Below are 12,895 nucleotides of genomic sequence, written 5' to 3'. Positions count from 1 at the left end.
CTTCCCCGGCGGACGTGGCGCCGGAGTGCCGTGGAGCATCCCTTCGGCGCTGATGTCCTCGTCCACATCCGGCCAGTGCACGCCGAACCGGTAGAGCTGACCTGACGGTCCAACTTATGTCGGGTCTCAAGACCCGACCTCCGAGGAGCGGGCAGACGCTCCGCGGCTAGGGTCGAATCCGTGAACGGGCTATTTCAAGCGGCCACTGCCGAGATCCGTGCCCGAGAGCGGTTTGTCCGCATCGGCTTTGGTCGGACTCTTGACCCAACCGATGTCATCGCCGCCGAGTCCTCCGTTCACCTTATCCAGATCAGATTCCTTCAAATCCTCGCTCACCGGGTCAGTCGTGTCGTTCTTCTCGTTCGTCATAGTCGTGAGTCTCCTGTGTCCCTGATTCCCGGGTCATTGTAGCGCCGCTGACGACAACCTTCAGCGGTCCACGATCTTCCCAACGTCGGCCGCACGGCCGCGACTAGCTCACGTAGCTCGGGGTCGAATCCGTGAACGGGCTATTTCAAGCGGCCACTGCCGAGATCCATGCCCGAGACCGGTTTGTCCGCATCGGCTTTGGTCGGACTCTTGACCCAACCAGGATCATCGCCGCCGAGGCCTCCGTTCACCTTATCCAGATCGGATTCCTTCAAGTCCTCGCTCACCGGGTCAGTAGTGTCGTTCTTCTCATTCGTCATGTTCGTAGTCTCCTGCGTGCCTGACTCCCGGGCGATTGTAGCGCCGTTCAAGACAACGGGGTCAGGCGCCGATCTTCCACACCCCTTTTTCCAGGAACGCCTCGATGGTCTGCCGGTGGGCTTTGTTGATCAGATTGGAATGAGACACGCCCTGAGACCTGGCGAATTCAACCAGAGGCATGATGGTTTTGCCTTCGAGATAGGCCAGGCGTTTGTGGTAACTGTTCGTGAGCGCCTTTCCCACGATGTCTTCCATGATGCCCGTTCGGCCGTGCCGGTCAAACTCCACAAACGCGTCATAGTAGCGCTGGCGATCGATGAATTTGATGTTGATCGGAACGAATCCTTCCCGGAGAAGGACGTAGTTGTTCAGCACGCGCCCGATGCGTCCGTTGCCGTCCACGAACGGGTGCGCGTGTTCAAAGGTCAGGTGGAATCTCGCGACGCGTCTAATGATGTGGTCCCGGTCGCTGGCACGGAAGGCCACCATCATTTGCTCCAGCCGATCGCGAACCGCCTCCGGCGGCGGCGCAATGTGGCTTCCCACGCGAACATATTCTCCGGAGACCCTGAATCGTCCTGCAATGTCATCGCGGATGTTGGCGATCAGCATCTTGTGCAGGAGCCGCATGACGTCCAGCGTGAGTTCCTGCGCGCCAGCCGTCTTGTCGATGTAGGAAACCACGCGCGCGAGGTTCTTCGCTTCGAAGATGTCCCGTTCTGAAATGAACCTGTCGAGATCGATCTGGCGGAGGATCTTTTCTGTCTCATCCAGCGTCAGCGTGCTGTTCTCGATGGCGTTGGAGTTGTAGACCTGCTCAGCGACTTCGGCTTCGCCGATGAGGGCAATCAGCGCCCCCTTTCCGATCGCCGCCTGGTAGTACCGCTCCCGAAGCGCGTGGATTCTCCGGAAGACGGCGAGAACCTTGGCCATGCGAACCATTTTTTCACGCTTTTGCTTGTATAACCGTGAAAACTGATGCCTTTTTCATCATTTTTAACGGTTTTGACACGCTTCTGGTGGAGAAGCCCGAAGTCCGCGGTCTGGTCAGACAACAAGTGAGGGTCACAAAAGCCTCGGCGTTGCCACGCCTTGGCACAACCATCGACGAATCACTGAACAACCAACAGGACCGTTTTCAAGACGGGTGGAGGTATCCAGCGATGTCGTGGGCCGAGCCCACGTGACCGCGCGCACCTTCAGGGCTTCTCCATAAACTCGGGCTACACGATTTCGCCCAACACGGCGTCGTCCTGCTTGTATCCTTCGACCACCGTCCGAGCGTTTGTCGCTTTCAGGGCCTGTTCAAGCAGCCGAATCTCGCGCGCCACTCCGGTGACCGTCCGATCCAGCGCCCTGACGTCGTACACCGGTTCCTTCACCAGTTCCTTGTCGGCCATGGAACCCAGAAACCGGCGTTCGCGATGCGCGTTGTTGTCGCGGAGCGCGATCAGTTCCTCGTGGCGCTTCTTCAAGGTTTTGAGCCACGCAAGTCCTTCATTCAATGTGATCTCAGCCATGACGACGACGATGGCATCGTCGATCGCGGAGATTCAAGCGAGAAGATCGTGCCAAGGGGTCACGCCTGATTCAGGCACGCATTTTGATGTACCCACTCGCGCTCAATCTACGCACTGCTAAATCAAACGACGCACATTCTACCGCCCCAGGACCGTCAGTACGCCCAGACTAGGCGCCAGCGCGAAGCTCGCGAGTCGATCCATCCAGAGGCCCGACGCACGGCAGCGCTACGAGGGCAAATCGACGACCTTGCCAGGGTTCATTCGGTTGTCGGGGTCGAGGGCGCGTTTGATGGCGCGCATGACGTCGACGCCCGCGCCGTGCTCCTTCACGAGCGATGCCATCTTGCCGGAGCCAATGCCGTGCTCGCCGGTGCAGGTGCCGTCCATGGCGAGGGCGCGGTCTACCAGGCGGTCGTTGAGGCGCTTTGCCACCTCAAGCTCCGACGCGCTGGTGGGGTCGAGCACGTACAGCATGTGGAAGTTGCCGTCGCCCGCATGGCCCACCATGCAGACGGGGAATGGCGCCTCCTTGTTGTCCTCGGCGGTGGCGATGATGCACTCGGCGAGGCGCGAGATCGGGACGCACACATCCGTGGTCCAGGCGCGCGACCCGGGACGCAGCGCCAGCGACGCGTAGAGCGCGTTGTGCCGCGCGTGCCACAAGCGATCGCGCTCCTCGAGTTTCGTCGCCCACTCGAAGCTGTGGCCGCCACGCTCGGCCGCCAGACCTTGCACAGTCTCGGCCTGCTCGGCCACGTGTTTGTCGTGGTCGCCGTGAAACTCAAAGAACAACGTCGGCACGAGTGGGTAATCGGTCTTCGAGTACTTATTGATCGCATCCAGTTGCTGTGCGTCAAGCACCTCGATGCGCGCTACGCGCAAGCCAAGCTGAATCACCGCGATGACCGTATCCACCGCGCCCTGCAGAGAGTCGAACGCGCACACTGCGGCCGCCACAGCCTCCGGTACTGGATGCAGCCTCAGCGTGACCTCGGTGATGACACCCAGCGTGCCCTCCGACCCCACAAACAACCGCGTGAGGTCGTAGCCCGCAGACGATTTCCTGGCGCGGGTGCCGGTGGTGATCACCGTGCCGTCGGGCATCACCACCTTGAGCGCCAGCACGTTCTCGCGCATCGTGCCGTAACGAACGGCCGTGGTGCCCGATGCGCGCGTGGCCGTCATGCCGCCGATGGTGGCGTCGGCGCCCGGGTCCACCGGAAACATCAGACCCGTGTTGCGCAGTGCCTTGCCCAACTGCAGGCGCGTGACACCGGCCTCAACGGTGACGTCCATGTCCTCCTGGCTCACGCGTAGGATCCTGTTCATCTGCGTGAGGTCGATCGACAGACCTCCTCGCAGCGCGTGCACATGCCCTTCGAGCGAAGAGCCTGCGCCAAACGGCACCACCGGCACACCAAACTTCGCGCTCACTCGCATGATCTCCACCACGTCCTCGGTGGTGCGAGGGAAACACACGGCATCCGGAGCGGCGGGCGCGTGATACGACTCGCCATGCGAATGGTTCTCACGGACGGTCGCGTTCTCCGTGATCACGGGACCGAGCAGGGCTTTCAGGTGGGCGATGGCTGCGGCGACGGGGGACATCGGGGTAGTTTAAGGGGACGGGTCTCGATCTGTGGAAAACTCCCGGCTCACACTAGCGATTGATCGCCGGAGTTTTCCACAGATCGAGACCCGTCCCCTTTCTTCGCACCCCCGTGCACTTTCTGCCCGCCGCCTGCGTATAGGCATAGGAGCGGGGGGTGACTGATGGGTGGGTGGTGGCAGGATCTTCGGTATGCCGTGCGGATGATTGCGAAACACCCAGGCGCCTCAGCCCTCGCGGTGGTCGCACTGGCTCTGGGCATCGGCCTGACCACCACGATGTTCAGCATTGTGCAGGGCGCGGTCCTGCGCGGACTGCCCTATGAAGGCGCGGAGAAGATTCACTACCTCTCAGTGACGTCGCCCACGAACCCCGAGGGCGAATCCGTGAGCTTCCACGACTTCATGGACTGGCGCAGCCGGCAACAGTCGTTCGAGTCGCTCGAGGGCTACAACCAGCTGGGCCTGACAGTCACGAGCACCAGCGGATATCCCGAACGGCTCCGAGGCGTGCGGGTCACGCCCGGCGTCTTCCAGTCGATCCGTGTCACGCCTGCGCTTGGTCGCGACTTCACGAATGCTGATGCCGTGCCCGGCGCACCGGCTGTGATCATCATCGGCCACGCGGTGTGGGAATCGCGATACGGATCGCGGGCCGACGCCATCGGCCAGGTCCTCACCGTTAACGGCGTCCCCACCACCGTGGTTGGCGTGATGCCTCCGAAGTTCGCGTTCCCCAGTCGCACAACGCCTGGATTCCTCTCTCCTTCACGCTCGCCGCCAAACGCGGCACCGGCGGCCGGGTCAACGTCATCGGTCGCCTGAAAGACGATGTCTCGCGAGGCAGGGCGTCGGGTGAGATGGACGGCATCGCGTCGCAACTCGCCGGCGCGTTTCCCGAGAACAAGGACCTGCGCGTCAGGGTGGACCCGTTTGTCCGGCGGCTCATCGGAGACGATGTGCAGTCCACGTTGTTTACGATGCTGGCTGCGGTGTTCGGCGTGATGATCATCGCGTGTGTGAACGTGACGAACCTGCAGCTCGCCCGCGCCGCCGAACGCACCAAGGAAATTTCCGTGCGCGTCGCACTCGGCGCCGGGCGATGGCGCATCGTTCGCCAGACGCTGGTGGAAGGTCTGGCGCTCTCAAGTGTTGGAGCACTCGTGGGCATTGGCCTGGCGTGGGGCGGCACGGCGCTGTTCATGCGCGCCATCGTGGATACGAACCCGCCGTTCTGGATTGACGTGCGGCTCGACCCCGTGGTGCTCCTGTTCGTTTCAGCCATCACCGTCACGGCCGCGCTTGTGTCGAGCCTTGTGCCTGGATGGCGACTGGCGAAGACCGACATCAACGGCGCGTTGAAGGACGACAGCCGCGGCACCACCAGCCTGCGTATGGGACGCTTCACACGCTGGCTCGTTGTCGTCGAAGTGGCCGTCTCGTGCGTGCTGCTCGTGGTCTCCGGCCTCATGGTGCGCAGCATCGTGCAGAACAGCCGGTTGAGCTATCCATTTGCAACCGAGGATGTGTTCTTCGGCGCGTTGAACCTGGACGACCAGTCGTTTCCGACCGTGGCGGACGTGGGAAGGCGCAACGTGATGGTGGAGGAACGGCTGTCGCAGGTGGCCGGCGCCCGGACGGTCGCACTGGCGAGCGACTACCCTCGAGGGGCCGGCGGCACACAGGTGGAGGTCGAAGGCCGCAAGTACGAGGGCAACGATTCGTATCCGCGCGTGCACGCCATCACTGCATCTGGACAGTTCTTCAACGTGTTGCGGGTGGAGCCGGTGCTGGGTCGGGTGTTCGACTCGAGCGACACCGCTGGCGGACAAGCGGTGACCGTCGTGGGCGAGGGTTTCGCTCGCCGGCATTTGCCCGAGGGGCCCATTGGCCGCAGAGTTCGCTATGGCCGTGATTCGGAAAAAGGCCCGGTGTTCGATGGACCGTGGCTGACGGTGGTGGGAGTGGTGCCGAGCCTGGTGGAGAGCACTGGCGCGGATCGGCCCAACGACATTCTGTATCGGCCGCTCGCGCAAGCGCCCTTGCGGACGTTGTATGTGCTGGCGTCCACGGCCGGCGATCCGATGGCGATTGCTCCCGGCGTGCGGCAGGCGTTGGCGCAGGTGGGCGAAGGTGTGCCCCTCAATAACCCGAGTGCGCTCAGCGGAGAACTGTGGCGGCAAGGATGGCCGCAGCGTGTATTCGGCGGCCTCTTCATGACGTTTGGCGTGGCCGCACTGGTGCTGGCGTCGGCCGGACTCTACGGCGTGATGGCGTTTGGTGTGCGGCAACGCACCCAGGAGATCGGTGTACGGATGGCGATGGGCGCGAACCGCGGCACTGTGCTGCGCATGATCCTGTGGCAGGGAGTCTGGCGTGTCGGCATTGCGGTGGCCGTCGGTCTCGTCCCAGGCTGGCAGGTGGGGAAACTGATGGGCGAACTGCTCGAGGGCGTGTCGCCGACCGACCCGCTCGTATTTTCTGTGACGGCGATCACCATGCTCGCCAGTGGCGCACTGGCCAGCCTGGCGCCCGCCCTTCGCGCCGCGTCAGTGGACCCGATCGTGGCGTTGCGCGGGCAGTGAAAACTCAAACCGACCTCTGAGGTCGTTTGTGCTCGGCCACCACACAAACGACCTCAGAGGTCGGTTTGCAGCCCATTGGCTCATTTCAGGTGCTTCGCCCAGAACGCCCACACCAAATCCCACGACTCAACCTGCTCAGGTGAGTCGTCGCGCTGCAGCGTGGTGGTGTTCGTGCGCCGGTTGAACGTGTGGCCCACACTGGCAGGACCGGGCGTCGGGTTCACGTAGACCTTCGTCTCCGAGAGGGTGGGTTTGCGCGCGCGGAGCGCGTCGATGATCTGCTCGGCTTCCTCGAAGTTGACGTCGGTGTCGTTGGTCGCCACGTGCACCAGCAGGGGCACCTGCAGCTTGTCCACGTGGTAGATCGGCGAGCGCTCCTTGTAGATCTCGCGTTTCTCGAACGGCAGGCCCAGGATGCGCTGCTGCGTGGCGAACTGGCGCTGATAACTCGGGCCCTTGTACGACAGCCGGAAAAAGAGGTTCGTCACCGGCACCATCGCCACTGCGGCCTTGAACGGGTGCTTTTCGCGGAACACGGAGTGCAGCGCGATGAACCCGCCGTGACTCCACCCCATGATGCCCAGCCGGTCGGGGTTCACATGCGGCAAGGTCTTCAGGTAATCGACCGCACTCAGCGTGTCATCAATTTCATAACCGCCGTAGTCGATGGCCATGTGGTGCGCTTCGCCGTAGCCGGTGCTGCCGCGATACTCGGGCGCGATGATGACGTAGCCCTTCTGAACCGCTTCGCGGACGAACGGGAAATACGAGATGGCCCAGTTGCCATGCACCCCGCCGTGCACCCAGATCATGGCCGCACGGCTGCGCGGTCCGCCCTTCTGCAGGGGTTGAAACAGATACGCGGGAATGTCCATGTCACCCACGCTGCTCCGGTACGTGATCTTCGTGCACTCCATGACGCCTTTGCAGGCTTCGGCGTAGCGCGCGTCTTCAGCGGCCTTGGCGTCAATCGCCGCCTGAAAGTTCGGCTTGGCATGGTCTTCGAACTTGTCGCTGACGTAGAGCTGGCGCGCGCGAGCCTCGTCAAACGGCTGCGGCGCCCCGCCTCGCCCTCGACCCGCCTGCGCCGGCTGGGTCTGTTGCGCGGCCTGAGCCTGTGGCTGCTGTGAGAGGTCAGCTGAGAGCGGCGGCAGGGCCGCCACGGTCAGGATCACTGTGGCGATGGCGAGAGTTCTTCGAAGCATGGATACCTCGGCCAGAGTGTAGCTCCGCCGGTGCGGCTAAAGCCACGCCCTGCGAACGGGGATACACTGCCCAACATCATGTTCCCCACGCGTTTCCTCCTCGCGCTGGCCTGCGCACTTATCCCCGCGTCCGCCGACGCCCAGTGGGCGTTCTCAACCTACACCGGCAACAATCACACCCGGCCGTCGTCCATCTCGATCGACCGCCCGGACGTCGGGCAGTCACTCACGTTCGACGACGTGCACTATGATGCGAAGCCGTTCGATAACGCGCCGTACTACGGCGTGCGTCTCACGAGGTTCTTCGGCGGCGAACGGCGATTCGGCGTGGAGGTTGAGCTGCTGCACAGCAAGGTGCTGGCACGCACGCGGGATGTGGTGCAGGTACGCGGAACGGCTGCCGGTGTTGCGATCAACGGGCTGCTTCCCATGAGCACGTTCGTGAATCGATACAACCACACACACGGCCTCAACTTCCTGCTCGCCAACGTCGTGTTGCGGCAGCCGCTGGGCGACCCGACTTCGCGTGTCGCGCTGCTCGTTCGCGGCGGCGCCGGCCCCGTCATCCCCGGCCGCGACGTCGTGGCGCCGGGCCTGAACGTGCAGGGCTACGAGTTCGCCGGCATCGGCGCGCAGGCGGCGGCCGGCGTCACCGCCCGGCTCACGTCGATGCTCTCGGCGATGGTTGAGTACAAGTTCACGTACGCGCGGCCGGAGATCGACCTCACCGCCGGCGGCCGCGGCCGCCTCACCGCCGCTTCGCATCACATCGCGGTGGGGCTCACGATCGGGAGATAAAACGACCTCTGAGGTAGTTTCCGGCGAACGATGGGAAACTACCTCAGAGGTCGTTTTACACATGCGCAATCTCTCAGCCGAGTTCGGCAACATCGACATCTATCTCTTCGACCAGCTCCTGAAAGGCCGCATCAGCGCCACAGATCGTGTGCTGGACGCAGGCTGCGGCTCAGGGCGCAATGCGTACTACCTGCTGACGCAGGACGTCGATGTCTACGCCGTTGATGCCAATCCGGCGGCGGTGGCGGGTGTGCGCGAACTGGCCATCGAACTCGGGCGGCCGGCCGATCCGGCGCACTTTCGTGTGGAGCCGCTCGAAGCGCTGACCTTCGACTCTGGCTCCTTCGACGTCGTCATCTGCAGCGCCGTGCTGCACTTCGCGCGCGATGACGATCACTTCGAGGCAATGATGCGCGAACTCTGGCGGGTCCTGCGCCCAGGCGGCCTCTTCTTCGCCCGCCTCGCGTCGTCTATCGGGATGGAATCACAGGTGCGCCAAATTGCCGGCCGCCGCTTCGCGTTGCCCGATGGGTCGGAGCGCTACCTCGTGGACGAACAACAGCTCATGGCGCTCATGACCACCCTCGGGGGCCAACTCCTCGATCCCCTGAAGACCACTGTTGTTCAGGGGCAGCGCGCGATGACGACGGTCGTGGTCAGGCGCGCTTGACGATGAGCGAAAACGACCTCTGAGGTAATTACCGATCTGTCTTGGCGGTAATTACCTCAGAGGTCGTTTTCCAGAGGTCGTTTTCTCACCGCCCCAGCATTTTGTCGCGCACGGCTTTGAACTCGTTGCCGGCTTTCCACTCGGGGTACGTGGCCGCCTGGGCGACGCGGTAGCCGACGACGAAGTAGAGCTTGCCGTCTTCGGCCATGCCGGCCAGATCCCAGTCGGGCTTCACCTCGTCGGACGGCTTGTGGTAATCCTGCGCCGTCCACTGCTCGCGCTTCTGCTGCCCGTACCCTGCCGGCTTCCCGACAAACGTACTCCCGTCGTCGAGATACATGGCGGGCACACCGACCTTGGCGAAGTTGAAGTGGTCTGAGCGGTAGTAGAAGCCTTTCTCGGACTCGGGGTCGGAGATTAACGTGCGGTTCATTTCCTTCGCCGCGGCCTCAAGGTAGTCGTCCAGGTCGGAGGCGCCCTTGCCGATGACCGTCACGTCGCTCGTCTTGCCCCACAGGTTCATGCCGTCCACGTTGATGTTCGCCAGCGTGCGGTTGAGCGGGTAGAGCGGAAAGCGCGCGTAGTACTCGGAGCCGAGCAGGCCCTGTTCCTCGGCGGTGACCGCCAGGAACACCATCGTGCGCTTCGGTGCGACGGGCAGTGATTTGAATGCGCGAGCCATCTCCAGAATGGCGGCCGTGCCGCTCGCGTTGTCGCTGGCGCCGTTGTAGATCGTGTCGCCGTCGGGGGCCGGCGCGCTCACGCCCAAATGATCCCAGTGCGCTGTGTAGACGACGTATTCGGTGTTGAGTGCCGTATCGCTGCCCGTCAGTTTGGCGACGACATTCTGGGAGTCGAGTGAGCGAGTTGCCTGTGTGAGCGTCACCGAGGCGGTGGCCTTCAGCGGCACCGGTGTAAATTCCCGCGTGGTGGCCTTCGCTTTGGCTGCGGCGAAATCCACGCCGGCAGCTTTCAGCAGAGCAGTCGTCGCTTCCAGGGAAATTCAGTCTTCGACGGTCGCCTTGCCCATGTTTTTGTCGGGCGTCGAGAGGCTGAAGCGTTCGCCGCCCATCGCCTGCGCCACGGCATAGGGATATCCCGCGGGTCCGGTTTCGTGGATGACGAGCACGGCGGCTGCGCCCATTTCGGCGGCCTTGTCGAACTTGTAGGTCCACCGGCCGTAGTAGGTCATCGCCTTGCCGCCAAACACGGCCGGGTCGAGTCCGCCGGGGCCGCTACCTGGAATCTGCGGGTCGTTGACGAGCATCAGGATCGTCTTGCCTTTTACGTCCACGCCCTTGTAGTCGTCCCACTGGAACTCGGGCGCCTGGATGCCATAACCGACAAACACCATCTCGGAGTTCGCCAGCGTGACGGTGTCTGTGACGTGTCTGCTGAAGGTGATGAGGTCGTTCGGCACATTCATCTGCCGCGACTTTCCGCCCTGCGTGACCGTGAATGGCGCCGAGACGGTGGGGCGGATGCCGACGAGCGGCACCTTCTGCACCCAGGTGCCGTCGGGGTTCCCCGGCTCAAGGCCCGCCGCTTTGAACTGATCGGTCAGGTATTGGACGGTGAGGCGTTCGCCCTCACCGCCAGGCGCGCGGCCCTGGAACTCGTCCGACGACAGGCGCGTGATGTCGGCCAGCACGCGCGCAGTGTCCAGGTTCGGCATTTCGGCCACGGTCTCGGGCAACTTCGGGCCCCCGCAGGCGGCGGCGGCAACAAGGACTCCATAGGCAAGCAAGTGTGATCGGCGCATTCGCTCAATTTACCCGATAATCTCCCTCCATGCTCTTGGTCCTAATCGCATTGGCGTTGCTGTCGGGCGTTCCGAACAGTCAGCAAAAGCCTGCCCCGAAGGCCGCGCCGTTCACCACGCCCTACTCCCTCGCCGAGATGACCGGCAAACAGGCCGTGGTAGAGACGTCGAAGGGGACGTTTGTCTTTGAGCTTCTGCCGAAGGCGGCGCCGAATCATGTCGGCTTTTTCATGAAACAGGCGCGCGATGGCGCGTTCGCGGGCACCACGTTTCACCGCGTGATCAAGTACGGAATCATCCAGGGAGGCGACCCGATCTCGAAAGACCCGGCGAAGGCCGCGCAGTACGGCACGGGCGGCATGAACCTGCTCAAACGGGAACTGAGTCAGGAGACGCACAGCCAGGGAACGGTCAGCGCTGTGCTCGCGCCGGGCCTGCCAGACAGCGGCGGCTGGCAGTTTTTTGTGTGCGCCAGTCCGCAGGTCGCGCTTGACGGCCAGTATTCGGTCTTCGGTCGCGTGGTTGACGGCCTTGAAGTGGTGCAGGCCATCTCCACCATCGATGCCGACGCAAATGGCATGGCGAAAGAACGCGTCGTGATTACCTCGGTGACGATCCGCGACACGCCACCGCCCGTAAAGCCGCCGTTTGTGGATGCGACCGTGGAGGAAATGGCGAAAGCGCGCGCGGTGCTCGACACCACCGCCGGTGAGATCGAGGTGGAGTTCTTCCCCGACAAGGCACCCGAGACCGTCCGCAACTTCCTGCAACTGGCCGTGGCCGGCGTGTTCGACGCCACGCTCTTCCATCGTGTCGTTCCGAATTTCGTCATCCAGACCGGCTCGCCGATGCACCGCCAGACGCCGCTGACCGCGAAGCAATCGGCGCTGATCCACAACCTGGCGCCCGAGTTCACGAACACGCCCAACATGCCGGGCATTCTCTCCATGGCACGCGGCGAGGATCCGGGCAGCGCGACGACCTCGTTTTTCATCTGCACGGGCGAGTGCCGCGGCCTCGACAATCAGTACGCGGTGTTCGGCCGCGTCGTCCGGGGCATGGACGTGGTGATGGCGATCGCGGCGGTGCCGGTGGATGGCGAAACGCCGAGGACGGCGATATTGGTGAGGAACGTCCTGGTGAATCGGTAGTCGGGGATCTGCTATCTTGCGCTCATGAAAACCTCCACCTTCCAGGAGTTCATATCCTTTGCTCGCAAGGATGCCGCGATTCAGGAACGGGTCGCTGAGGCACTGAAGGGCAGCCAGCCTGTGAACGACATCATTGCCGTCGCGGCCGAGAGCGGCCACGCACTGGCGCACGATGAGGTGACGGCTGCGCTTGCGGGCGCGATGAGCGACCGCGATCTGGAGACAGTCGCCGGTGGGTTCCGTGCGAACGGCGAGTGGTTCGCCGAGGTCTATGCGGTCACTCAGAAGAAGATCGCCAAGCCGACAGATTAAACGCCACCGAAATCCGTGGCGTAGATCCCTTGTAGGTGGCCACGCTGTGTAACAGCTCGCCCGGGAACAGCAGTAACAACCCCGGGCGTGGCGCCACCCGCTCGACCTCACGGCCCCGCGCGAATGTGATCTCGCCGCCCGAGTTGGCGTCGCCTGCCTCGACGTAGTACACGCCTGACCACACGGCCTCCCCGTGCCGATGCGCCAGGTGATGATTGCCCGCGCGCATCACGTTCGCCCACGCTTGCATCCGCATGCCGCCGGCGCCAATGTCGTCGGCCACGGTTGCGATCCGGTCGATCAAGTCTGCAACGCCGTCCTCTTCCCATAAGAGCAGGTCCGGCGTGGAGTGCCAGCCGCCGACGTTCGAGACGGCCAGCCCTGGCTCCCGCGCTTCGCGCGCGAAGACGACGCGTGAGATCTGATCGTGGAACTGGCAGGCCTCGGCCGGCCAGTGGTGTCGGTGGATCATCGGCGCTACCTTACCGCGGGTTAATCCACACCACACTGCGTAATCGTCAGCCCCCGGGGGTATGTGCCCGTCGTGACGCCGCGTTGCATGACCGGTCCGGTTGATGTGTCCGGCATCGG

At 63.5% G+C, this 12,895-nt stretch carries 15 protein-coding genes; 6 read left to right on the top strand and 9 right to left on the bottom strand.

The window, feature by feature from the left end:
* Positions 1-189: 189 nt before the first annotated feature.
* From IPL75_22715 to IPL75_22695, 5 genes are all read right to left on the bottom strand, one after another.
* The gene (locus tag IPL75_22715) at positions 190-369 is read right to left on the bottom strand and encodes a hypothetical protein (protein ID MBK9243008.1); all 180 of its coding nucleotides are present in this window, start codon (positions 367-369) and stop codon (positions 190-192) included.
* Positions 370-509: 140 nt separating this feature from the next.
* The gene (locus IPL75_22710) at positions 510-689 is read right to left on the bottom strand and encodes a hypothetical protein (protein MBK9243007.1); all 180 of its coding nucleotides are present in this window, start codon (positions 687-689) and stop codon (positions 510-512) included.
* Positions 690-750: 61 nt separating this feature from the next.
* The gene (locus IPL75_22705; protein MBK9243006.1) at positions 751-1,623 is read right to left on the bottom strand and encodes a Fic family protein; all 873 of its coding nucleotides are present in this window, start codon (positions 1,621-1,623) and stop codon (positions 751-753) included.
* 290 nt (positions 1,624-1,913) lie between these two features.
* A complete protein-coding gene (locus tag IPL75_22700; protein ID MBK9243005.1) occupies positions 1,914-2,210 on the bottom strand; it encodes a hypothetical protein in 297 nt (98 codons plus the stop codon).
* 228 nt (positions 2,211-2,438) lie between these two features.
* A complete protein-coding gene (locus IPL75_22695) occupies positions 2,439-3,821 on the bottom strand; it encodes an FAD-binding protein (GenBank protein ID MBK9243004.1) in 1,383 nt (460 codons plus the stop codon).
* A gap of 165 nt (positions 3,822-3,986) precedes the next feature.
* Here IPL75_22695 and IPL75_22690 point away from each other — a divergent pair, with 165 nt between their 5' ends.
* Both IPL75_22690 and IPL75_22685 read left to right on the top strand, forming a co-directional pair.
* Positions 3,987-4,646, top strand: a complete 660-nt coding sequence (locus IPL75_22690) for an ABC transporter permease (GenBank protein MBK9243003.1) — start codon at positions 3,987-3,989, stop codon at positions 4,644-4,646.
* A 35-nt stretch (positions 4,647-4,681) separates the two neighbouring features.
* Positions 4,682-6,406, top strand: a complete 1,725-nt coding sequence (locus IPL75_22685) for an FtsX-like permease family protein (protein ID MBK9243002.1) — start codon at positions 4,682-4,684, stop codon at positions 6,404-6,406.
* A gap of 80 nt (positions 6,407-6,486) precedes the next feature.
* Here the strand turns inward: IPL75_22685 and IPL75_22680 are convergent, their stop codons facing one another.
* Positions 6,487-7,611, bottom strand: coding sequence for a S9 family peptidase (locus IPL75_22680; protein ID MBK9243001.1), 1,125 nt, complete (start codon positions 7,609-7,611; stop codon positions 6,487-6,489).
* Positions 7,612-7,689: 78 nt separating this feature from the next.
* Between IPL75_22680 and IPL75_22675 the strand changes: the two genes are divergently transcribed.
* Complete coding sequence (locus IPL75_22675; GenBank protein MBK9243000.1) at positions 7,690-8,409, top strand: hypothetical protein; 720 nt, start codon at positions 7,690-7,692, stop codon at positions 8,407-8,409.
* A gap of 61 nt (positions 8,410-8,470) precedes the next feature.
* Positions 8,471-9,079, top strand: a complete 609-nt coding sequence (locus IPL75_22670) for a class I SAM-dependent methyltransferase (protein ID MBK9242999.1) — start codon at positions 8,471-8,473, stop codon at positions 9,077-9,079.
* 85 nt (positions 9,080-9,164) lie between these two features.
* Here the strand turns inward: IPL75_22670 and IPL75_22665 are convergent, their stop codons facing one another.
* The gene (locus tag IPL75_22665) at positions 9,165-10,040 is read right to left on the bottom strand and encodes a M20/M25/M40 family metallo-hydrolase (GenBank protein MBK9242998.1); all 876 of its coding nucleotides are present in this window, start codon (positions 10,038-10,040) and stop codon (positions 9,165-9,167) included.
* A gap of 42 nt (positions 10,041-10,082) precedes the next feature.
* The gene (locus IPL75_22660) at positions 10,083-10,841 is read right to left on the bottom strand and encodes a hypothetical protein (GenBank protein MBK9242997.1); all 759 of its coding nucleotides are present in this window, start codon (positions 10,839-10,841) and stop codon (positions 10,083-10,085) included.
* A gap of 29 nt (positions 10,842-10,870) precedes the next feature.
* Here IPL75_22660 and IPL75_22655 point away from each other — a divergent pair, with 29 nt between their 5' ends.
* Together IPL75_22655 and IPL75_22650 are read left to right on the top strand one after the other, a co-directional pair.
* Entirely contained in the window at positions 10,871-11,992 is a 1,122-nt protein-coding gene (locus IPL75_22655) for a peptidylprolyl isomerase (protein MBK9242996.1), read from the top strand.
* A 24-nt stretch (positions 11,993-12,016) separates the two neighbouring features.
* Entirely contained in the window at positions 12,017-12,304 is a 288-nt protein-coding gene (locus tag IPL75_22650; GenBank protein ID MBK9242995.1) for a hypothetical protein, read from the top strand.
* On the opposite strand, the gene IPL75_22645 is transcribed toward IPL75_22650, so the two are convergent.
* Entirely contained in the window at positions 12,270-12,776 is a 507-nt protein-coding gene (locus IPL75_22645; GenBank protein ID MBK9242994.1) for a 2OG-Fe(II) oxygenase, read from the bottom strand. The two genes, IPL75_22650 and IPL75_22645, sit on opposite strands and share 35 nt — an antisense overlap.
* Positions 12,777-12,895: the final 119 nt, after the last annotated feature.

Source organism: Acidobacteriota bacterium (genome assembly GCA_016716905.1).
GTDB lineage: Bacteria > Acidobacteriota > Vicinamibacteria > Vicinamibacterales > SCN-69-37 > SYFT01.
This window is presented reverse-complemented; position numbering and strand designations above follow the sequence as displayed.

Bases quoted from the DNA above. Each gene is read 5' to 3' on its own strand.
- IPL75_22690 (MBK9243003.1), top strand. From the start codon at position 3,987: ATGGGTGGGTGGTGGCAGGATCTTCGGTATGCCGTGCGGATGATTGCG.
- IPL75_22680 (MBK9243001.1), bottom strand. From the start codon at position 7,611: ATGCTTCGAAGAACTCTCGCCATCGCCACAGTGATCCTGACCGTGGCG.
- IPL75_22705 (MBK9243006.1), bottom strand. From the start codon at position 1,623: ATGGCCAAGGTTCTCGCCGTCTTCCGGAGAATCCACGCGCTTCGGGAG.
- IPL75_22660 (MBK9242997.1), bottom strand. From the start codon at position 10,841: ATGCGCCGATCACACTTGCTTGCCTATGGAGTCCTTGTTGCCGCCGCC.
- IPL75_22695 (MBK9243004.1), bottom strand. From the start codon at position 3,821: ATGTCCCCCGTCGCCGCAGCCATCGCCCACCTGAAAGCCCTGCTCGGT.
- IPL75_22655 (MBK9242996.1), top strand. From the start codon at position 10,871: ATGCTCTTGGTCCTAATCGCATTGGCGTTGCTGTCGGGCGTTCCGAAC.
- IPL75_22650 (MBK9242995.1), top strand. From the start codon at position 12,017: ATGAAAACCTCCACCTTCCAGGAGTTCATATCCTTTGCTCGCAAGGAT.
- IPL75_22700 (MBK9243005.1), bottom strand. From the start codon at position 2,210: ATGGCTGAGATCACATTGAATGAAGGACTTGCGTGGCTCAAAACCTTG.
- IPL75_22670 (MBK9242999.1), top strand. From the start codon at position 8,471: ATGCGCAATCTCTCAGCCGAGTTCGGCAACATCGACATCTATCTCTTC.
- IPL75_22675 (MBK9243000.1), top strand. From the start codon at position 7,690: ATGTTCCCCACGCGTTTCCTCCTCGCGCTGGCCTGCGCACTTATCCCC.
- IPL75_22645 (MBK9242994.1), bottom strand. From the start codon at position 12,776: ATGATCCACCGACACCACTGGCCGGCCGAGGCCTGCCAGTTCCACGAT.
- IPL75_22715 (MBK9243008.1), bottom strand. From the start codon at position 369: ATGACGAACGAGAAGAACGACACGACTGACCCGGTGAGCGAGGATTTG.
- IPL75_22685 (MBK9243002.1), top strand. From the start codon at position 4,682: ATGGACGGCATCGCGTCGCAACTCGCCGGCGCGTTTCCCGAGAACAAG.
- IPL75_22710 (MBK9243007.1), bottom strand. From the start codon at position 689: ATGACGAATGAGAAGAACGACACTACTGACCCGGTGAGCGAGGACTTG.